The 20,625-nt window shown below is 59.5% G+C and carries 16 protein-coding genes and 1 tRNA gene; 12 read left to right on the top strand and 5 right to left on the bottom strand.

Annotated features, from left to right (window positions below):
- The first annotated feature begins 36 nt into the window (after positions 1–36).
- From G5137_RS02210 to G5137_RS02190, 5 genes are all read left to right on the top strand, one after another.
- The gene (locus tag G5137_RS02210; RefSeq protein WP_075115531.1) at positions 37–1,380 is read left to right on the top strand and encodes a dihydroorotase; all 1,344 of its coding nucleotides are present in this window, start codon (positions 37–39) and stop codon (positions 1,378–1,380) included.
- 112 nt (positions 1,381–1,492) lie between these two features.
- Positions 1,493–1,569: transfer RNA gene (locus G5137_RS02205), tRNA-Pro, on the top strand.
- Between the two features lie 216 nt (positions 1,570–1,785).
- Positions 1,786–2,217, top strand: a complete 432-nt coding sequence (locus tag G5137_RS02200; protein ID WP_216980324.1) for a CC0125/CC1285 family lipoprotein — start codon at positions 1,786–1,788, stop codon at positions 2,215–2,217.
- Positions 2,218–2,421: 204 nt separating this feature from the next.
- Positions 2,422–3,681 (top strand): dicarboxylate/amino acid:cation symporter, encoded by a 1,260-nt coding sequence (locus G5137_RS02195; RefSeq protein WP_005334018.1) that lies wholly within the window; start codon positions 2,422–2,424, stop codon positions 3,679–3,681.
- Between the two features lie 104 nt (positions 3,682–3,785).
- Positions 3,786–5,405 carry a methyl-accepting chemotaxis protein gene (locus G5137_RS02190; RefSeq protein ID WP_266133816.1) on the top strand — a complete coding sequence of 540 codons (1,620 nt, stop codon included), beginning with the start codon at positions 3,786–3,788 and terminating at the stop codon, positions 5,403–5,405.
- Between the two features lie 67 nt (positions 5,406–5,472).
- On the opposite strand, the gene G5137_RS02185 is transcribed toward G5137_RS02190, so the two are convergent.
- Complete coding sequence (locus G5137_RS02185; protein WP_266133817.1) at positions 5,473–6,075, bottom strand: DUF924 family protein; 603 nt, start codon at positions 6,073–6,075, stop codon at positions 5,473–5,475.
- A 251-nt stretch (positions 6,076–6,326) separates the two neighbouring features.
- Here G5137_RS02185 and G5137_RS02180 point away from each other — a divergent pair, with 251 nt between their 5' ends.
- From G5137_RS02180 to G5137_RS02170, 3 genes are all read left to right on the top strand, one after another.
- On the top strand, positions 6,327–6,467 hold the full coding sequence (locus G5137_RS02180; RefSeq protein ID WP_021231002.1) for a hypothetical protein: 141 nt from the start codon (positions 6,327–6,329) through the stop codon (positions 6,465–6,467).
- 1 nt (position 6,468) lies between these two features.
- A complete protein-coding gene (locus tag G5137_RS02175; protein WP_257696067.1) occupies positions 6,469–7,389 on the top strand; it encodes a DUF808 domain-containing protein in 921 nt (306 codons plus the stop codon).
- Between the two features lie 123 nt (positions 7,390–7,512).
- Complete coding sequence (locus tag G5137_RS02170; protein ID WP_266133818.1) at positions 7,513–9,309, top strand: M3 family oligoendopeptidase; 1,797 nt, start codon at positions 7,513–7,515, stop codon at positions 9,307–9,309.
- A 63-nt stretch (positions 9,310–9,372) separates the two neighbouring features.
- Here the strand turns inward: G5137_RS02170 and G5137_RS02165 are convergent, their stop codons facing one another.
- Complete coding sequence (locus G5137_RS02165; protein WP_040067164.1) at positions 9,373–10,779, bottom strand: nucleobase:cation symporter-2 family protein; 1,407 nt, start codon at positions 10,777–10,779, stop codon at positions 9,373–9,375.
- Between the two features lie 505 nt (positions 10,780–11,284).
- Between G5137_RS02165 and ycfP the strand changes: the two genes are divergently transcribed.
- Both ycfP and G5137_RS02155 read left to right on the top strand, forming a co-directional pair.
- Positions 11,285–11,824, top strand: coding sequence for an alpha/beta hydrolase YcfP (gene ycfP / locus G5137_RS02160; protein WP_005334000.1), 540 nt, complete (start codon positions 11,285–11,287; stop codon positions 11,822–11,824).
- A 74-nt stretch (positions 11,825–11,898) separates the two neighbouring features.
- On the top strand, positions 11,899–13,191 hold the full coding sequence (locus G5137_RS02155) for an NAD(P)/FAD-dependent oxidoreductase (protein ID WP_421254839.1): 1,293 nt from the start codon (positions 11,899–11,901) through the stop codon (positions 13,189–13,191).
- Positions 13,192–13,275: 84 nt separating this feature from the next.
- On the opposite strand, the gene G5137_RS02150 is transcribed toward G5137_RS02155, so the two are convergent.
- From G5137_RS02150 to G5137_RS02140, 3 genes are all read right to left on the bottom strand, one after another.
- Entirely contained in the window at positions 13,276–13,917 is a 642-nt protein-coding gene (locus G5137_RS02150; RefSeq protein ID WP_257699128.1) for an energy-coupling factor ABC transporter permease, read from the bottom strand.
- An 87-nt stretch (positions 13,918–14,004) separates the two neighbouring features.
- A complete protein-coding gene (gene pflA / locus G5137_RS02145; RefSeq protein ID WP_005333994.1) occupies positions 14,005–14,802 on the bottom strand; it encodes a pyruvate formate lyase 1-activating protein in 798 nt (265 codons plus the stop codon).
- Between the two features lie 65 nt (positions 14,803–14,867).
- The gene (locus G5137_RS02140; protein WP_421254838.1) at positions 14,868–17,804 is read right to left on the bottom strand and encodes an EAL domain-containing protein; all 2,937 of its coding nucleotides are present in this window, start codon (positions 17,802–17,804) and stop codon (positions 14,868–14,870) included.
- A gap of 135 nt (positions 17,805–17,939) precedes the next feature.
- On the opposite strand from G5137_RS02140, the gene G5137_RS02135 reads away from it, so the two are divergent.
- Together G5137_RS02135 and G5137_RS02130 are read left to right on the top strand one after the other, a co-directional pair.
- Positions 17,940–19,628: an FAD-dependent oxidoreductase gene (locus G5137_RS02135; RefSeq protein WP_337073021.1), complete on the top strand. Its 1,689-nt coding sequence runs from the start codon at positions 17,940–17,942 to the stop codon at positions 19,626–19,628.
- Positions 19,629–19,844: 216 nt separating this feature from the next.
- Positions 19,845–20,504 (top strand): DedA family protein, encoded by a 660-nt coding sequence (locus G5137_RS02130; protein WP_203116331.1) that lies wholly within the window; start codon positions 19,845–19,847, stop codon positions 20,502–20,504.
- The last annotated feature ends 121 nt before the right edge of the window (positions 20,505–20,625 follow it).

Raw genomic sequence — 20,625 nt, 5'->3', positions numbered from 1 at the left:
GACCCGCGATTATCGGCAAAGGAACTGGAACCCCCCATGAACAAACTGCTTATCAAAAATGCCACCCTGGTCAACGAAGGCCGCATCTATGCCTCCGATGTGTTGATCGAGGGGGAACGGATTGCCCGCATTGCCCCGGATATCGAGGCGCCCGATGCGCTGGTTATCGATGCGGCAGGTCGCCACCTCATCCCCGGAATGATCGATGATCAGGTCCACTTCCGGGAGCCGGGATTGACCCACAAGGGGACCATCGCCAGCGAATCCCGCGCCGCCGTCGCCGGTGGCACCACCAGTTTCATGGAAATGCCCAACGTCAATCCCCAGACCACCACCCTCGACGCCCTCGAAGCCAAATACCAGATCGCCGCCAACTCCTCCGTCGCCAACTACAGCTTCTATCTCGGCGCCACCAACGACAACCTTGCAGAGATCAAGCGTCTCGACCCCAAGCAGTCCTGCGGGGTCAAGGTGTTTATGGGCTCCTCGACCGGCAACATGCTGGTGGACAATCAGGAGACCCTGGCGGCCATCTTCCGCGAAAGTCCGGTGATGATCGTCACCCACTGCGAAGACACCCCGACCATCGCCAAGGCCGAAGAGGCGGCGCGAGCCAAGTGGGGCGAGAATGTGCCGATGGGCGAGCACGGCCGCATTCGCAGTGACGAGGCGTGCTACAAATCCTCCAGCATGGCGGTGGCGCTGGCGAAAAAATACGGTGCCAAGCTGCATGTGCTGCATCTGACCTCGGCCAAGGAGCTGTCGCTGTTTACCGCCAGCCACGACCTGAGCGAGCTGAAGGACAAGAACATCACCGCCGAGGTGTGCGTTCACCACCTCTTCTTCAATGAAGCCGATTACGAGACCCAGGGCAGCCTGATCAAGTGCAACCCTGCGGTGAAGAGTGCCGCCGACCAGCAGGCACTGCTGGATGCGGTACGCAACGACGTGCTCGACATCATCGCCACCGACCACGCGCCCCACACCTGGGAAGAGAAGCAGAACAGCTACTTCAAGGCGCCGTCCGGCGTACCGCTGGTGCAGCACTCTTTGCAGGCGCTGCTGGAGCTCTACCACAACGGCGTGTTTACCCTGGAGACTATCGTCAAGAAGACCTCCCACGCGGTAGCCGAGCGCTTCCAGGTGCAGGATCGCGGTTATATCCGCGAGGGCTACTTCGCCGATCTGGTGCTGTTGGATCTGGGCAAGCCCTATGTGGTCAACGACGACAACATCCTCTACCACTGTGGCTGGTCACCCTTCAACGGCTACCGCTTCCACAGCACGGTGGAGATGACGCTGGTGAATGGCCAGATCGCCTGGCAAAACGGGCAGGTGACTGACCAGATCCTGGGCAAGCGGCTGACCTTTAACCGCTGATTGTTCGCAAAGCAGGCGAACGCACCGTGGCCGAGGAATTGGCGGCGTTTCCCTGTTGACAGGGCGGGGTCATCTCCATAAACTCTGCCCCCGTCAGCCGAGCTGACTCCGTCGGTGTGTAGCGCAGCCAGGTAGCGCATCTGCATGGGGTGTAGAGGGTCGGAGGTTCGAATCCTCTCACACCGACCAAATTCCCCGGTAAAGGCCTTGTCAAACGACAAGGCCTTTTCTTTTGCCTGCGATTCGCCGCACAGGCGTGAAGCCTGTGGTGATGCACGCTGGTCGCTGCTGGCGTGAGCAGATTGTGCAGTCACCGCGCTTTATGGTGTAGTAACAACTCTGTTGCTCATTTGCCTGGCGAGGCCTCTCGTGTCTGCATCCGTATCTAAACCCTGTTGTCTGCTGATGCTCACCCTGCTGCTGGTGGGCTGCGCCACCCCTTACCAGAGTGAAAAGTCATTCTGGAACGGCCAGACCGGTTTTTCCCAGACCCGGCTTGGCCCGGACAAGTGGCAGCTGGAGTTTGTCGGCAACGATCTGGTGGACAGGGAGACCGCCCGCAAATATGTGCTCAAGCGGGCAGGGGAGCTGGCACTGGCAGAGGGTTACTCCTGGCTCAAGGTCGATGAGCTGACCATTAACCGCGATGCCGTCAGGGTGACCCCATCACGGCCGATCTTCGGTTTTGACGAGGATGAGCCGGATCTCTTTATGGCCCAGATGCAGGTGCAGCATACCATCTCGGCGCTGCTCACTTTTCGCCTGTTGCCACGGGCACTCGATGAGCGAACTCTGGATGCGAAATATCTCGCTGAAATCAAAATAAACAGTGATTAATATTGGTGGTTTGCAAGATCTATATCACATACACCTAATGGCAGGATAAAATTCTGGAGAAAGCCTCTAGATTTACCCCCTGCTTTTAGGCATTCTCCCAGCATACCAGCCGCCAGGAATCAACGGCTCGGATCACAAAAACGGACTGTTGTGGCTCCCATGCCACCGTTTACGGCTTGCACCAATCAAAACCGGGACTCCCCCATGAAAATGAATAAACTGACGGTCGCCATCCTCATCTCCATGATGTTTGGCATCCTCACCGGCCAGGGCTATCGCATGTTTGCCGCAGATCAGGCTGCGGATTTTGCCAATAACATCACGATCCTGACCGATATCTTCCTGCGACTGATCAAGATGATCATCGCTCCCCTGGTCTTCACCACCCTGGTGGTCGGTATCGCCAAGATGGGCGACACCCGCACCGTGGGGCGTATCGGTGCCAAGACCCTCGGCTGGTTTATGCTGGCCTCCCTGATGTCCCTGAGCCTGGGTCTGGTGATGGTGACCCTGATGCAGCCGGGTGTGGGGCTTTCGCTCTCCCTGCCCAATGACACCGCCAGCTCGGGCATTGCTGCCGGTGCCATTACCCTGAAAGATTTCGTGACCCACGCCATCCCCAAAAGCGTGGTAGAGGCAATGGCCACCAACGAGATCCTGCAGATCGTGGTCTTCTCACTCTTCTTCGGTCTGGCCGCCGCTGCGCTCGGCGATCTGGCCAAGCCGGTGGTGGTGCTGATGGCCAGCGCTGCCGAGATCATGCTGAAAGTGACCGGTTACGTGATGAACTTTGCGCCGTTCGCGGTATTTGGCGCCATCGCCGCCATGGTGGCCAAAGAGGGGCTGGGTATTCTGGTTACCTACGGCAGCTTTATGGCCCAGTTCTACATCGCGCTGGCCTGCCTCTGGCTGCTGCTGATCGCCATGGGCAGCGTCTTCCTGCGTGGTCGTGTCATCAAGCTGCTGGCGATGATCCGCGAACCCATCCTGCTCGCCTTCTCGACCGCCAGCTCTGAAGCCGCCTATCCGAAGACCCTGGATCGTCTGGAGAAGTTCGGTTGTGACAAGCGCATTGCCAGCTTCGTGCTGCCGATGGGTTACTCCTTCAACCTCGACGGCTCCATGATGTACTGCACCTTCGCGGTGATGTTCATTGCCCAAGCGTATGGAATCGAGCTCTCCATGGCCCAGCAGATCACCATGCTGCTGCTGCTGATGGTCACCTCCAAGGGGATGGCCGGGGTACCGCGCGCCTCTCTGGTGGTGATTGCCGCCACCCTGAACCAATTCCATATTCCGGAAGCGGGCATCCTGCTGCTGCTGGGGATCGATCACTTCCTCGACATGGGCCGCTCTGCCACCAACGTGCTGGGCAACGCCATCGCCGCCAGCGTGGTGGCCAAGACCGAAGACAGTCTGGGTGAAACCGTCGCGCTGGGCGAGAGTGAGCCAGCCAAAGCCTGATCACAACGCCATGAAAAATAAACAACAACGGCCCGCCAATGCGGGCCGTTGTTGTTTATGGCTCGTCTACACTGCTAGATAGTTTTCATCTGGAGTGTACGGTTATGAATATTGCTCGTCGACTGCAACTGATCGCGCTGCTGGTGATGCTGACGCTCATTTTTCTCAGTTGGTTCAGTATCAACCGCCTCGATTCGGCCAACCGGGATTTAGGCTATGTGACGGACAATACGGTGCCCAGTATTTCGCTGATTAAGCAAGTGCAGGCCGATTTCTATGAATTGCACTCGCTGGTGCAGACACATGTGCTCAATACCGACACCGGCAAGATGCAGCAGATCGAAACGGGTATCACCGAGATACAGGGACAGATCACTTCACTGCTCGACAAATACAAAGCTGAGATGCTCTCCAATGATGAAGATCGGCGCCTGACCGACGATGATCAACGTATTGTCGCGCAATATTATCAGGAGATAGACAAGGTTCTGCAGCTCTCCAGACAAAACAAGAACGATGAAGCGCGAGACATGCTGGCGGGAGAAGCCACCAGAGTGTTCCAGCAGTTTGCCAAGGCAATCGAGCTTCACGTCAACTTCAATATGGATTTGGGACTGGCGCTCAAGAAGCAGGGCCAGGAGAACTACGACAACAGCCTGCAAACCCTGCTGTTTATCGCCGGTGGCACCATTGTGCTGACGATGGGGCTGTTTGTCTGGTTGTTCAATCAGGTGGCCAATCCTCTTCGCACCGCCATGGATACCCTGACCCGGATCCAGCGCGACCTCAACTTTACCCTCAGAGCGGATGTGAAACAGCAGGATGAGATTGGTCTGACCCTCAATGCGGTCAACCGGTTGCTCGATACGCTGCAACAGACATTTACCGAATTTTCCGTCGGCAGCTTGCAGATCAAGAGCACTGCCGAATCCCTCTCTCAAGCGGCGCAGCACCTCGCCAGCTCGGCCAGTCAGGCCAATGATGCTACCAGTCTGATCGCCGCCGGTGTGGAAGAGATGACTGTCAGCATCACAGATATCTCCCAGCGTACCCAGGAGACGAGCCGTATCACCAATGAGTCAGGGCAGCTGGCTAGCGAAGGAAGCAGAACCATAGATCGTACCGTTCATGCCATCAACGAGATCGCCGACTCCATTCGGCAGGCCTCGGCCGAGGTCATTGCGCTGGGTGAGGGCATTTCGCGCATTGGCGGTGTGGTCAACGTGATCCGTGATGTGGCGGGGCAGACCAACTTGCTGGCCTTGAACGCGGCCATTGAGGCGGCGAGGGCCGGGGAGTCCGGCCGTGGCTTTGCGGTGGTGGCAGATGAAGTGCGCAAACTGGCTGAGCGCACAGCCCAATCCACTCAGGAGATATCTGCCACTGTAGAGGCGATCCAGCAGGAGTCGAACAATACGGTCTCCCGCATGCATCTGGTGGAGGAGAAGGTGAGCCAGGGGGTCAACATGGCTACCGAGAGTGGCGCCATTATTGCCGAGATCCGCAGTGCGTCGCACCGGGTGATGGAGCAGGTGGGCGAGATCACCAATGCCATCCGCGAGCAGAGTTCGGCCGCCGAGTCGATCGCTCACCAGGTAGAGCAGATTGCTCAGGTCGTGCAGCAAACCAGCAGCACAGCGGAGGAGACCTCAGCCGCAGCCGAGGAGCTCAATGTCACCACCGAGAGCATCCACCAGCAGATATCCCGCTATCGCATTCAGTAACGCCGAGAGTTGTTATCCATCTGCTATCCCCGCCAGCTAGCTGGCGGGGATTTTTTATATGGCCTGCTTAGAAGCCCGAGCCCGGTTGCTGCAAAAATGTCGCCTCTTCCGGTGTGCTGGTGCGACCCAGAATGTCGTTGCGGTGGGGGAAGCGGCCAAAGCGTTCGATGATCACCTGATGGCGGCGGGCAAAGTCGGCAAATCCGGCAAAGGTCGCCTGCGCCGGTGTGCCAGCTTGCTCGGCAGCCAGTGCCTCGAACAGCGCCACACTTCTGGCCTGCTGCTCCCGGGATTCGGCATGCTCCAGCGGCAGATAGAAGAAGACCCGCTCCAGTGGTGAGAGGGATTTGTCCGCCCCGATGGACAGCCCTTTCAGGCAGAGATCCCGTGCCAGCGGATCCCGGGCAAAGGCTGCAGGCGTGCCGCGATGGATATTGCGGGGCAACTGGTCGAGCAGCAGGATCAGCGCCAGCCGACCGCTGGGGAGATCGGCCCAGTGGGCGAGACTGCCCTTGGCTGCGGCCTCTGCCAGCTCGCCAAAGCGGCTGGCCAGCAGGGCATCCGTTTCGCTGCTTTTTCCCCACCAGAGCGGGGCTTGCCGTGTGGCCCGCAGGACGTCATCGGCTTCGTCGCCAAACCAGAAATCGATCAGAGGTTGCCAGGGTGGCATGGGAACTCCTTGATGTGATTCAGAGGGAACCAGGAACAAATGGCTCAGGGGTGCTGCCGAAACGGCAGCTTCTCGTTACACTGTGCCATCTTTTGCCCGAAAGACGTAACCCCCCGATGGCGAGCGCCGGATTCTTGGCTCGGCCGATGATGGCCTGCCATCGCCATGAGGTGGCCCTCTTGACCCCGGTGGTTATCGGGACGTACACCTCTCTCCCGGGGTTGTTCTCACTGATATAAGGAATCTCTGATATGGCCGGAACCAGTTTGTTGGCCCTGCTCGACGATATCGCCAGCGTGCTTGATGACGTGGCGCTGATGACCAAGGTCGTGGTGAACAAGCGCGAGACATTTTTCGGGAAGACGTTTCTCACTGATATAAGGGATCTTTGATATGGCTGGAACCAGTTTGTTGGCCCTGCTCGATGATATCGCCAGCGTGCTTGATGACGTGGCGCTGATGACCAAGATGGCGGCGAAGAAGACTGCCGGGGTGCTGGGGGACGATCTGGCCCTCAACGCGGAGCAGGTTTCCGGAGTGCGTGCCGAGCGGGAGCTGCCGGTGGTGTGGGCGGTGGCCAAGGGCTCATTTCGCAACAAGCTTATTCTGGTGCCCGCCGCCATCGCCATCAGTGCGCTGGTGCCCTGGCTTATCACGCCACTCTTGATGCTGGGAGGTGCTTACCTCTGCTTTGAGGGGGCCGAGAAGCTGGCCCACAAGTTCCTGCCTCATGAAGTGAGCGAGGGGGAGGCACATACAGCGCCCATTCCTGATGATCTGGTGGCCTTCGAGCAGCAGAAGGTAAAGGGAGCGATCCGCACCGATTTTATTCTCTCTGCCGAGATCATCGTCATCGCCCTTGGCACGGTACAGGGAGCAAGCCTCGCGCTGCAGCTCTCGGTAGTGGCGGGCATCGCCCTGCTGATGACCATCGGGGTCTACGGGTTGGTGGGGCTGATCGTCAAGCTCGATGACATCGGTCTGCATCTGCTGCAAAAGCACGATGGCAGCGCCCTGCGCCGCGCGGTGGGGCAGGGACTGCTGGTGACGGCTCCTCGTCTGATGCACCTGCTGGCACTGGTCGGCACCATCGCCATGTTTATGGTGGGCGGCGGCATTCTGGTGCATGGCTGGCCTTTTGCCCATCACCTGATTGAAGGTACAGCCGCTGTTGTCGCCACCCTGCCCACAGTGGGGGCCGTACTGGCGGCGGTGACGCCGACGCTGCTCAACGCCGTGGCCGGTGTGGTGGCGGGTCTGCTGCTGGTTGCCGTGATGACGCTGGTGAGCCGTCTTGCCCCGGCCAAGGGATAAGCGAGCTTGCGGGCCATTGTCTCTTTTTTCCTCTCTTCATTTTTTGGCCTTCGGGTTGCCCGGTCTCTGACTTGCTGCCCGCAGGTCTGCTGCGCCTCCCGATAAAGGTCTTTGCGAGAAGTTATGTATCAACAACAGTGGAATAACGACCATATCTACCCGGGCCTCGACAGCCCCGAGCTGGAAGCGGACATGCGCGCCGCCCGCCACGCGCTGGAAGAGCTGGCCAGCTATATGGCAGGCCTGGACGGGGTGCGCGACTATGACGCTGCGCTGCAGGATTTCTTGCGGGAAGTGCGGCTGCGCGCCCGCGATATTCGCCATATCGGCTGGAACGTCGCCATTCTGGCCGCGTGCCGCGGCAGTCAGGATGCGCGGGATCCGCAGGCCAAACAGCTGGCGTCCCGTGCCCGCGCCCTTAACGCCGATCTGTTCAAGACCCTGGCGCCGGTGGAAGATCTGATGCTGGCGCTGCCGGAAGTTGAATTTGCCGCGCTGATGAGTGATCCGCTGCTCGGCGAGGAGGCGTACCGCTTGGGCCATGAGCGTCGTTTGCAGGATCAGCGCTTGCCGGTGGCGGCGGAGCAGCTGGTGATTGGTCTGGGCACCGATGGTCTGCACGCCTGGGGCAACCTCTATAACGATCTGGTGGGCAAGATCCGCTTGACCATTGATGGCCGCGAGATGGGGCTGGCCGAGGCGAGCAATCTGCTCTCCAGCCCGATACGTGCGCTGCGTTTAGAAGCCTTTGATGCCATCAGTGCTGGCTGGGAGGGAGAGCAGGAGACGGTGGCCGCCATCCTCAATGCCCTCAACGGCTGGCGGCTGGAGCTGGCCCGCCAGCGTGGCAACACCCGGTTGCTCGATGCGCTGGATCTCTCCTGCCACCAGAGCCATATCGAGCGTGCCACCCTCGATGCCCTGATGAGCGAAACCTGGCGAGCCCGTGGGTTGGGCCAGCGCGCCCTAGAGCTGATGGCCGAGCGCCTTGGTCTCGACGATCTGGGGCCGGAGGATCTCTTTGCGCCGCCGCCTGCTTCCAGCAGCCGCGACATTCCTTTTGATGAGGCGATCGAGTTGATTGCCGATGCCTTTAGCCGTTTCGATCCCGAGATGGGGGCGTTTGCCCGCATGATGGCCGAGAAGGGGTGGATTGATGCGGCGCCCACGCCAAATCGCCGCACCGGCGCCTACTGCACCAAGTTTGCAGAACCGGTCGAACCGCGGGTCTTCGTCACCTATGCCGGCACCATGGATAACGTCATCACTCTGGCCCATGAGCTGGGCCACGCCTGGCACAACTGGGTCATTCGCGATCTGCCGATGAGCCAGCGCAGCTATCCCATGACGCTGGCCGAAACGGCCTCCATCTTTGCCGAGACTCTGGTGCGCAGCGCCCTGTTCGAGCAGGCAGAAAGTCCCGAAGAGCAGTTGGCGATCGCCTGGGCCGAAGCCGACGGTGCGGCCACCTTCCTGGTCAATATCCCGGCTCGCTTCGATTTCGAGCAGGCCTTGGTGGCCGAGCGGGCGCAGGGTTATGTATCCGCAGAGCGACTCAAAGCGTTGACCGACGAGGCGTGGGGACGCTGGTATGAGGGGAGCCTGACCCGCTATCACCCCATGTTCTGGGCGGCCAAGGCGCACTTCTCCATCGCCGGGCTGGGCTTTTACAACTATCCCTATCTGTTCGGTTATCTGTTCAGCCTCGGGGTCTATCAGCAGTTGATGAGCCGCAAGGCGGCGGGGGAAGAGGGCATTGCCGAAGCCTATCGCGCCTTGTTGCGCGATACCGGCCGGATGAGCGCCGAAGATCTGGTAGCCAAGCATTTGGGGCAGGATATCCGTGAGGCCGCCTTCTGGCAGGGGAGTCTGGCACAGGTAGCGCATGCGGTTGAGCGCTTCGCGCAGTTGCCTGCCTGATTGGGTCTGCGGTGATATGAACAACAGGCCTCCGGACAGTCTCGCTGTCCGGAGGCCTGTTTGTTATGCCTGCTTTTGTTGCGGTTTGATGGGGCCAACGAACAGGGGGCGGGTCTGGTGAGTCAGATCCGGCTGATAGCCGTTGAAGAAGAGGTTGAGCAGCACCGAACTGATGGTGGCCAGCAGGATACCGCTATGAAAAAGCGGTTGTAGCTGCGCCGGAAGCTGCTGGAAAAAATTCCCGGAGACCGTCGGGATCATGCCAATTCCGAGACTGATGGCGACGATATAGAGGTTGTGGCGATTGGTGTTGTAATCGGTGCGCGCCAGGATGCGGATCCCGGTTGCCAGCACCATACCGAACATGACGATACCGGCGCCCCCCAGTACGAAGGGCGGGATGGAGGCGACTAGCACCGACATCTTGGGGATGAGGCCAAAGGCGAGCAGTATCCCCCCCGACATCACACAGACCCAGCGACTAGATACTCCGGTCACGCTCACCAGACCGATATTCTGGGAGAAGGAGGTGTGGGGGAAGCTGTTGAATATCCCACCAATAATGGTGCCGATGCCATCCACCCGCAGCCCGCGCACGATATCACCGCGCCTGGCCGGATGGCCGACGATGTCGCCAAGGGCCAGAAACATCCCCATGGATTCGATAAAGGTGATGAGCATGATCACCGTCAGGGTGGCGATGGAGATGGGATCGAAGGTGGGCCAGCCGAAGGCGAAGGGCACTATGGGGGCAAACCAGGCTGCCTCGCCGAGGCCATCGAGGCTCACTTCGCCCATGGCGATGGCCACCACGAAACCGAAGATGATCCCGAGCAGCACCGAGATATTGCTGAAAAAGCCCTTGGTGAAGCGGGTCACCAACAGGATAAAGACGAGCACCAGGAAGCTGGTGCCGATATAGCGCAGGCTGCCATATTCCGGATTACCCTTGCCCCCCGCCATCCAGTCGATCCCCACCTGCATAATGCTGATCCCGATGGAGGTGATAACCACTCCGGTCACTACGGTGGGGAAGAGCGGCATCAACCTACCTATCAGCGGCACCAGCAGGGTCGAGATGATACCGGCTGCAATGGTGGCGCCGAAGATGCCCGTCAGCCCCAGATCCGGGTTGGCTCCGATGGCCAGCATCGGCATCACGGCGGCAAAGGTGACCGACATGATGACCGGCAGCCGGATCCCGGCAAAGCGGCCAATCCCGACACATTGCAGCAGGGTGACGATGCCGCAGCAGAAGAGATCCGAACTGATAAGGTAGGAGATTTGATCCTTAGGCAGCCCCAGACTGCCGCCAATCACCAGCGGCACCGCCACGGCGCCGGCGTACATCACCAGCACATGTTGCAGGCCGAGGGTAAAGAGTTGGCCCATGGGGAGCATGCGCTCCACTTCATCCACCGGGCGCTTGCGCGCACCCGGTCGGGGGGAGGGGGGATTGGTCTCGTTCATGAACAGATCACTCCTTGAAGCCCGCGCAACTGCTGCAGGCAAGATAGTGAAAGCCGCAGCTTTCCCGGTCATTGATCTCGTGTATTGACAGAGGTGCCAGATCCCTCGGCAGTAGTGAGAGGGATCCGGTGCAGCACGGGTCAGTGCACAAAACATGCACAACGCCACTCACGAGAGAAAACGTTTGGCGATAACGCCTTGTTTTTGCGAAATGAGTCACATACCGGCCAGATAAGTGTCCGGCTGCTGGCAGGGGAAGGAGGTGAGGGCATCTCAGATTGGTAAGGGGTTTATCATTATTGGTCTGGCGATCTCACTTTGATAGCCGGGCACCATAACGTTGCTCGCAATGCGCCCGTCTTCATGTGACGGCGCTCGCGGGCTGCTGGGCGCAATCGGGGGCGGGGGCGTGATCCAAAGCAAGAAAGTTGGATGTTTTGGTGGCGCGCATGGCCGCCGCTGGGGTAGTTTCGATAAAACCGACACAGATCCTGAGGTCTTATCCATGATCATCTATCTGCATGGCTTTGATGCCACCAGCCCAGGCAATCACGAGAAAGTGCTGCAGTTGCAGTTTATTGATGATGATGTGCGTTTCGTGCACTACAGCACGGTTCACCCCCGTCATGATATGAGCCATCTGCTCAAGGAAGTGAAAAAACAGCTCGATATGAGTACCGATCCCAAACCGCTGATCTGCGGCGTGGGTCTTGGTGGCTACTGGAGCGAGCGGATCGGCTTTCTGTGCGGCATTCGCCAGGTGATCTTCAACCCCAACCTCCATCCTGAAGAGAACATGCAGGGCAAGATCGACCGGCCGGAAGAATATGACGATATTGGCACCAAGTGTGTAACTGAATTTCGTAAGAAAAATTCAGGAAACTGCCTGTGTATCCTTTCCGTTCAGGATGAAGTGCGCGATAATCGGGACACTGAACGTGAATTGAAGAACTATTACGACATCGTGTGGGATGAGCGCGAGACTCATAAGTTCAAAAATATCTCGCATCATCTGCAGCGGATGAAGGCCTTCAAAGAAGCCTGATCCATCACGTCGACCGATTTCGTTTTAGGGAGCCAATGGCTCCCTTTCGTTTTGAGGAACCGAGGAAAATCATCATGATGAATATTGTCGTTGTAGGCGGCGGCGCCGGTGGCCTGGAGCTGGCCACCAGTCTGGGTCGCAAGCTTGGCAAGAAGAACAAGGCCAAGATCACTCTGGTCGATCGCAACCGCACCCACCTGTGGAAACCCCTGCTGCACGAAGTGGCCACCGGCTCCATGGACGCGGGCATCGATGCCCTGAGCTACCAGTCTCACGCCAAGAACCACGGTTTCGACTTCCAGCTCGGCACCCTGACCGACATCAAGCGTGACGATAAACGCATCGTGCTGGCCCCGATCCACGACGACAATGGCGACATCGTGGTCAACGAGCGCGAACTGCCCTACGACTATCTGGTGATGGCCATCGGTTCTGTCTCCAACGACTTCAACACCAAGGGCATCAAGGATCACTGTATTTTCCTCGATAGCCCCTCCCAGGCGCACCGTTTCCACAACAGCATGATGAACCGCTTCCTGCAGTTCGCCACCGAATATAAGCCGGGCGACAAGGTTAAGATTGCCATCGTCGGCGGCGGCGCCACCGGCGTCGAGCTCTCTGCCGAGCTCTACAATGCGGTCGAGCAGCTCTACGCCTACGGCTTCAAGAACCTCACCACCGACAGCCTGAAGGTGACCCTGGTGGAAGCGGGCCCGCGCATTCTGCCGGCTCTGCCGGAGCGCATCAGCGGCGCCGCCCATCAGGAGCTGGTCAAGCTGGGTGTGGACGTGCGTACCGCCACCATGATCACCGAAGCGACCAGCGACGGTCTGCACACCAAGGATGGCGAGCTGATTGAAGCGGATCTGATGGTGTGGGCGGCCGGTATCAAGGCACCTGACTTCATGAAGGATATCGCTGGTCTTGAGACGAACCGCATCAACCAGCTGGTGGTGAAAGAGACCCTGCAGACTACCCGTGACGAGAGCATCTTCGTTATCGGTGACTGCGCTGCCTGCCCGCAGCCGGATGGCAAGTTTGTGCCGCCGCGCGCCCAGTCTGCCCACCAGATGGCCAGCCAGGCGTTCAAGAACATTCTGGCCAAGATGGACGGCGGCGAGATGAAGCCCTACCTCTACCACGACCACGGTTCGCTGGTCTCCCTCAGCCGCTTCTCCACCGTGGGCAGCCTGATGGGCAACCTGATGCGTGGATCCATGATGGTCGAGGGCTACATTGCCCGTCTGGTCTACATCTCCCTCTACCGGATGCACCAGATCGCCCTGCACGGCTATGTCAAGACCGGCCTCATCATGCTGGTGGGTCGCATCAACCGTGTGCTGCGTCCGACCCTGAAGCTGCACTAAGCCAAGGTTTGACAGAATTCGGAATACCAAAAGGAGAGGCGATGGCCTCTCCTTTTTTATGGGCGCAGATCAGGAAAGAGAGCGTTACTTGCCCAGATAGGTACGGTCGAAGAAGGTATTGACCCAGTGAGGGCGGTAGATGGCCAGCACCGTCATCGCCATGCCGTTGAGCAGGGCTTCGGGGAACAACAGCAGTGGCCAGATGGAGAGGTAATCCGCCGTGATGGTGTGCCAGGGGTAGCTGTCACTCAGCCCCATCAGCAACGCACTGGCGGCCACCTTGACCGAGATGGTGATGGCGCCGCCGAGAAAGGCGGCCACGAAGATATAGACAAAGAGATGGCGCGGCAGCCAGGCCCAGCTGGCCAGAAACAGCAGCCAGCTGGTGGCTACCGGCAGGGCGATGCCAACCAGTGCCTGCCAGCCAAAATCGGCCAGATTGGTGACACCGAAGTAACCGAGCACCAGCAGGGTCAGGCAGGGGGCGAGCAACGCCAGTCGCCAGCCCAGCAGCAGGGTGAGGGAGGTGAGCCCGAGAAAATGGACCTCCAGCCCCTCATGCAGACCGGCCCTTAGATACCAGAGCGGCACCAGCGCGATGGCACTCCCCAGCAGCAGGTGCTGATAGAGGGGGTTGTCATAGAGGGTTTGCCACAGGGAGCGGCGCAGGCTGAAGGCCAGCAGTACCAGCCAGATCAGGAGGGCGGCGAGTTGTCCTTCACTCATCTTGTCGTCCATTTATGCAGTAGAGTCCGGGCGGTCTTCCCGACCGCCCATAGCAGAGCAGGCTGACGAGTCAGCCTGCTTTTACCATCAATATTTGACGTTGTTGTGGTACTTGCCGAGGATGCCCTTGACCCGTTCCATGGTCTCCTTGCTGGGGGGCTTGATCCCGCTCAGCTCGTACGGATCGCCCAGCACGTCCCACTTGTGTTTGCCCAGCTCATGGTAGGGGAGCAGCTCCACCTTCTCCACGCTCTCGCCCAGCTCGGCGATGAACTGGCCCAGCCCTTCGGCGCTCTCGTCGTCATCGCTCCAGGTCGGTACCACCACGTAGCGGATCCACATGGTCTTGCCTTTGGCCGCCAGATAGCGGGCAAACTCCAGGGTGTATCTGTTGCTGACGTGAGTCAGCGGAATGTGTTTCTCGTCATTGATCTGTTTGATGTCGAGCAGCACCAGATCGGTCTGGTCGAGCAGCTTGTCCACCTGTTCGTCGAGATGACGGACGAAGCCGTTGGTGTCGAGACAGGTGTGGATCCCTTTCTCTTTGCAGGCGGTAAAAAGTTCGGTAATGAAAGCCGGTTGCAGCATGGCTTCACCGCCGGACGCTGTCACGCCACCGCCGGAGGCATTCATGAAGTGGCGATAGCTGGTGATGTCACTCATCAACTCCGGTACGGTCACTTCGCGGCCACCTTCGGTATCCCAGGTATCGCGGTTGTGGCAGTACTTGCAGCGCATCAGGCAGCCTTGCATGAATACGATAAAGCGTATTCCCGGGCCATCGACAGTGCCGCAGGTTTCGACGGAATGGATCCGGCCAACGGTGCCGTGAGCTCCGGCTGGCTGGCTGATTTCAACGGCAGGGATCCGATTAATGACAGACATAAACAACTCCAACGATTCGAGCAGGCCGTTATTTTATTACATAAACCCCTATTGATCCTACACCTTTAGTCCGGCGCCCGGCTGCCAAGCAGCTGCTCCAGCCCCTTGACGGTGAGCGGCCGACTGGTGAGAAACCCTTGATAATGCTGGCATCCCAGCGCTTTGAGGATGGCCAGCTGCGCCTCCTCTTCCACCCCTTCGGCGGTGACGGTAAAACGAAAGACCTGGGCCAGATCGAGTATCGCCTTGACGATGGCTCTGTCCTGTTCGCTGTGTACCAGGGTCTGAATGAAGCTTCTGTCCAGCTTTACCTCATCGGCGGGCAGATCCCGCAGATAGGCCAGCGACGAGTAGCCTGTGCCGAAGTCGTCGATGGAGATGAGGATGCCGAGCTCCTTGAGCTGGCGCATTCTGGCGATACTCTCCTGCCGATTCTCCAAGACTACCGATTCGGTCACCTCCAGCAGCAGGCGGGAAGGGGGCACACCGGTGTCGCGCAAGATGTACTCCACCTGTTGTACGAAGCCCTGGGTGTGGAACTGGCGGGCACTGACGTTGACCGACAGATGGGGGATCTGCAGGCCACGGTTGAGCCAGAAGCTGTATTGGGCGCAGGCGGTCTTCATCACCCAGTAACCGATTTCGAGGATCAGGCTGGTCTCTTCGGCGATGGGGATAAACTCCCCGGGTGGCACCATGGTGCCGTCGCTGCGCTGCCAGCGCAGCAGCGCCTCGATACCCGACAGCGAGCCATTGTCGACCCGGTATTGCGGTTGATAGTGGAGCTGCAGCTCGTGATGACGCAGGGCATCGCGCAGCTCATTGGTGAGGGTCAGCCGATTTTTCTCGTGCTGGGCCATCGCCTCGGTAAAGAAGACGTAGTGGCCCTGACCGGCGCGCTTGGCCATGTGGGTCGCGGTGTCGGCCTGTTGCATCAGGACCAGATGATCCGTCTCGTTGCCGGAGAAGAGGCTGATCCCCACCGAGGCGCTGCAGTGCAGTTTGTGATCACCGATGTCGAACGGGGTGCGAAACAGCCCCATCAGCTCGCGGGCGAAGTGCTCTGCCAGAATTTTGGCGGTGACCTCGCCTTGTCCGAGCTGGGTAAAGAGCAGGGCAAACTCATCCCCCGAGATGCGCGCCTGCACCAGATTGTCCTGGGGCAGCTCCCTGAAACGCTGCACCACGGCCTGCAGCAGCAGATCGCCGCAGGCATGACCGAGGGAGTCGTTGATCGACTTGAAGTTGTCGAGATCCACCAGCAGCAGGGCGCCCCACTGGCCGTTGGGGGCGCTCAGGGTCTGCTGCAAAATATGGTTGAGGCTGCGGCGGTTGTGCAGACCGCAGAGATCGTCGTAGTAGGCGAGCTGCTCGATATGTCTGGCTGCCTCTTGTTCCTGGGTGATGTCGTAGAAGCTGCAGATAAAGTGGCTGAGCTCCCCCTGCTCATCCTTGACGCCGTTCACCATCAAGCGCACCGGAAAGAGGTGACCATCCTTGTGCAGGCAGCGCTCTTCCCCGAGCCAGAACTCCTGCTCGTTGACGGTGCGGCTGACATCTTCCTTGAGATGATCCCCGTAGTAGGTGGGGCGCAGCTTGCGAATGGAGTGACCGATCACCTCTACCTCGCCAAATCCGGTGATCCGGCTGAAGGAGTGGTTGACCTTGAGGATGATGCCGTTGTGATCCATCACGATCAGCCCATCGTGGGTATTAAAGGCTACCTCAGCCAGCCGCAGGGCATCGTCGGTGGCGAGGCGCTTGAGCTCGATGGCGGCCCGCTCGTGCTGGCTGCTCAATAGATCCAGAAGCTGTTCGGGCTCCTCGAGGGGGGTATCGAGCAGCAGGGTGATCTGGCCAATGGGGGCGCCGCTCTGGCCATGGAGTGGAATGCCGATGTAGGCGCTGGCGTTGAGGGCCAGCAGCCGGGTCGCCTTGGGATAGCGCACGGGCAGATCTTCCACATAGATGGCCTGACCATGCTGGAACAGCTCCTGAGCGGGGCCGGGGTCGAGCTGGATGGGCTTGAGGGTGGAGCAGATCTCCTCGTTGATGACGCAGCGGGGGATGATCCAGAGATCCTGACCGCGGGGTTGGAACTCGCCGATCCAGCCCACCCGGGCACCGCTGGCGCTCATGGCCCAGCTTACCAGCGTCTTGCAGTAGTCGATGCCGGTCTGCTGGTGCAGTTCGGGCGGGAGGGCCAGCTCGGCGCGGTGCTCTTCCGGTTGCGGTTGCCAGTGACCGAGCAGTTGAGCGCTGTTGCGCACCAGTTGCAGCATCTCTTCGCTGAGCGGTGTGGGATCGAGATACTCCAGACTCAGCACCCCAAAGAGCTTGTCCTGCTCCAGCAGGGCGCCATCGAGGCGCGAACGCACACCGGCACTGGCCAGATAGAGATGATTGCTCAGCATTGGCTGATGGGCAGCCTCCGAGAAGCTCAACGCTTTGCGGGTGCGCAGGGCGCGGATATAGCGGCTGTCGCCTCGGATCGGATAAATGCTCTCTATGCCGAGGGTAAATACGGGGGTGAGCTGCTCGCTGCCGAGATCGCCGTTGGCCTGATAGTGCCAGAGAATGAGCCGATCAGCCCCCAAACTCTCTTTAAGGGCTTCGAGCAGGGGGGCATACTGTTGCTGGCTTGCCATCTGGCTGAGGCGCGGCAGTTGCAATGCAAGATCGGAGATGGGCTCCTGACGAAGGTTCTGCAGACAGATGAGCCAGAAGCCATCCTGCTCGTGGGCGAGGGCGATATGCCACAACTGGCTGGCAAAGCGCACGGTGATTTTGCCGCCATGGCCGTTGGCCAGCAGTTGTTCGATGGGCAGGCGCAGGGCATCGGGCAGTTGGGCAGGCCAGGGGGCGCGCGGTTCGTCGAGCCAGTAGAGCGGGGTTTGCATCACGTCGGTCAGGGCGACCAGCCGTTGACTGCGCAGATCCAGACGGAAAAAGAGTGGCGTCTGGAGGGCAGGAGGAAGATGACTGAGTGCGGTAGACGACATGAACAAACAACATCCTGTTAAGCAACCGTCGGGGTTGCAAGAATACTGCAAAATGGTGTGAAACAAAATTTCATTGAATTCTAAATTAGAAAAGTCTAATTTATTGGTCATTATCTTCTAGGAGGAGTCTTGCGGATGAAACGGATCCTGATTATCGGTGGTGTCGCGGGGGGCGCATCGGCGGCGGCTCGTGCTCGTCGTTTGAGTGAAGAGGCTGAGATCGTGATGTTCGAACGGGGCGAGTTTGTCAGCTTCGCCAACTGTGGTCTGCCCTACCACATCGGGGGGGATATCCCCAATCGGGACGCCTTGCTGCTGCAGACTCCCCAGAGTTTCAAGCGCCGTTTCAACGTTGATGTGCGGGTCTTCCACGATGTAATTGAGATCGACAAGGCGGACAAGACCTTGCTGGTGCGCAACCTGCAAACCGGTGAAGAGCAGCGCGAGCATTACGATGTGCTGCTGCTGAGCCCGGGCGCCGCGCCGATCCGTCCTCCTTTCCCCGGTATCGACAGTCCCCATGTTTATACCCTGCGCAACATCCCGGATATGGATCGCATTCTGGCGGCCCTGCATCACGATCAGCCGCGCCACGTTACCGTGGTGGGCGGCGGCTTTATCGGGCTGGAGATGATGGAGGCGCTGCATCAGCGCAAGCTGGATGTCACACTGCTGGAGTTGGCCGATCAGGTGATGGCACCGGTGGACAAGGAGATGGCCAACATGCTCCATGCCCGCATCAGGGAAGAGGGGATCGACCTGCGCCTGCGCACCGGCCTCACCGCCATCGAGAGTCTGGATCTGCCTGCCGAGAAGACCTCAGCCGTGCCGACCGCCAAAAGCGGTGGCCTGCGCCTGACCCTCAATGACGGTTCCCATCTTGATACCGGTCTCTTGATCCTCGCCATCGGCGTCAAGCCGGAAACTCTGCTCGCCGCCAAAGCGGGGCTGGAGCTGGGCCCACGGGGCGGCATCAAGGTGGATGCCGGGATGCGTACCTCGGATCCCTTTATCTACGCGGTGGGGGATGCGGTGGAAGAGATCGACTTCGTCACCGGCGAATCTGTGCTGATCCCGCTGGCGGGCCCGGCCAACCGGCAGGGGCGCATCGCCGCCGACAATATGCTGGGCCGAAGCGAAACCTACAAGAAGACGCAAGGGACCGCCATCTGCAAGCTGTTCGATCTGGCGGTGGCCAGCACGGGGCTGAACGAGAAGCGACTGGTGCAACTGGGATTGCCGTTCGAGAAGGTTTATGTCCACCCGGGCAGCCACGCCGGTTACTACCCCGGCGCCCATCCGGTCAGCCTCAAGCTGCTGTTTGCCCCGGATGGCAAGATTTACGGCGCCCAGGCCATCGGCAAGGATGGCATCGACAAGCGCATCGACGTGTTGGCGGTGGCCCAGCGCGCCGGTCTCACCGTGTTTGATCTGCAGGATCTGGAGCTCACCTATGCGCCGCCGTTCGGGTCGGCCAAGGATGTGATCAACATGGCGGGCTTTGTGGCAAGCAACCACCTGAAGGGGGACACCCTGCTCTGCCACGTGGCCGAGGTGCAGGCTCGTAACCCCCATCAGCTGGTGGTGGATGTGCGCAATGGCCCGGAGCTCGACAAGCTGGGCCGCATTCCGGGGGCACTGCATATCCCCCTCGACGAGTTGCGTGGTCGCCTCCATGAGTTGCCCAAGGAGAAAGAGCTGCTGATCAGCTGTCAGGTCGGGCTGCGTGGTCACGTTGCTTGCCGCCTGCTGAGCCAGCACGGCTTCAAGGTGAAGAACCTCTCCGGCGGCTTTAAAACCTGGCAGATGGCCACCGCCGAGTAACCGTTTTATTTCTGTGCCTGTTTGCCCCTCTCCCTTGTGCGTGCAAGATGAGGGGCTTTTTGTTTCTGCTTTTCGCCCTTCTTGCATTCCCCCTCGTTGCTGCATTATTTCGACAGACTTTATTTCCTGTGCCGGACAAAATTAACGTTTTGTTCAGGGGATGGGTGCTATAACCCCTGCCTCGTTCATGATGAACCGTGTAGTAGGGAGAGTGACATGCTGGATATGCTGATGGCCATTTGGCATCAGGATTTTGACGCCCTGGTTCAGATGCAGGCGGTACCCCTGCTGATCAGTTGCCTGATGCTGGTACTGCTGCTGGAGTCCGCATTCGTCTTTCTGCCCCTGCCGGGGGACAGCCTGGTACTGCTGGCCGGTGGGTTGGTGGGCATGGGGGTGTTTGGCCCCGAAGTGACCCTCTGTTTTCTGCCGCTGGCGGCGGGACTGGGATCTGTGCTGGCGTACTGGCAGGGACGGGCCCTGCAGCGCACCCGCTTTATGGATCATATCGAGCGGATGTTGCCTCCCGACAGCTTGCCCAAGGCGACCCGGCTACTGAAAAAGTACGGTTTTCTGGCGATGTTCTCCTCCCGTTTTATCCCGTTCGTGCGGGTGCTGACCCCCATGCTGATGGGGATTGGCCGCCTGAGCGTGCTGCGGATGTGCGTGGCCAGCTTTGCCAGTGCCTTTATGTGGGCGCTCTGCCTCAGTTTGGTGGGCAAGCTGGCGATGAATACCCCCTTCTTTCTCCACCACAGCGAACTGTTGACCCGGGCCCTGCTGATTACCTCGCTGGTGCTGTTTCTGGCGGCCGTCATGGCCATCCTGTTTCGCTGGTTCAAAGGTGGAGCAAAAAACGAGACCAGCCACGACTAGATGACAACCCTTGCCGCACTGGATCGGTGGGCAAGGGGGTTCTCGTGCTGCAGGGGCGCGGAATTGTGCCCATTCGGGTAATGAGCTTTGTGTCGGGTGAGCAGGATGCCTTATCCTGTTT

Origin of the sequence: Aeromonas sp. 600282 (genome assembly GCF_049175755.1) — a bacterium.
GTDB lineage: Bacteria > Pseudomonadota > Gammaproteobacteria > Enterobacterales > Aeromonadaceae > Aeromonas > Aeromonas veronii_A.
Note: the sequence above shows the minus strand (reverse complement) of the source record. Positions and strands in the feature narration are given on the sequence as shown.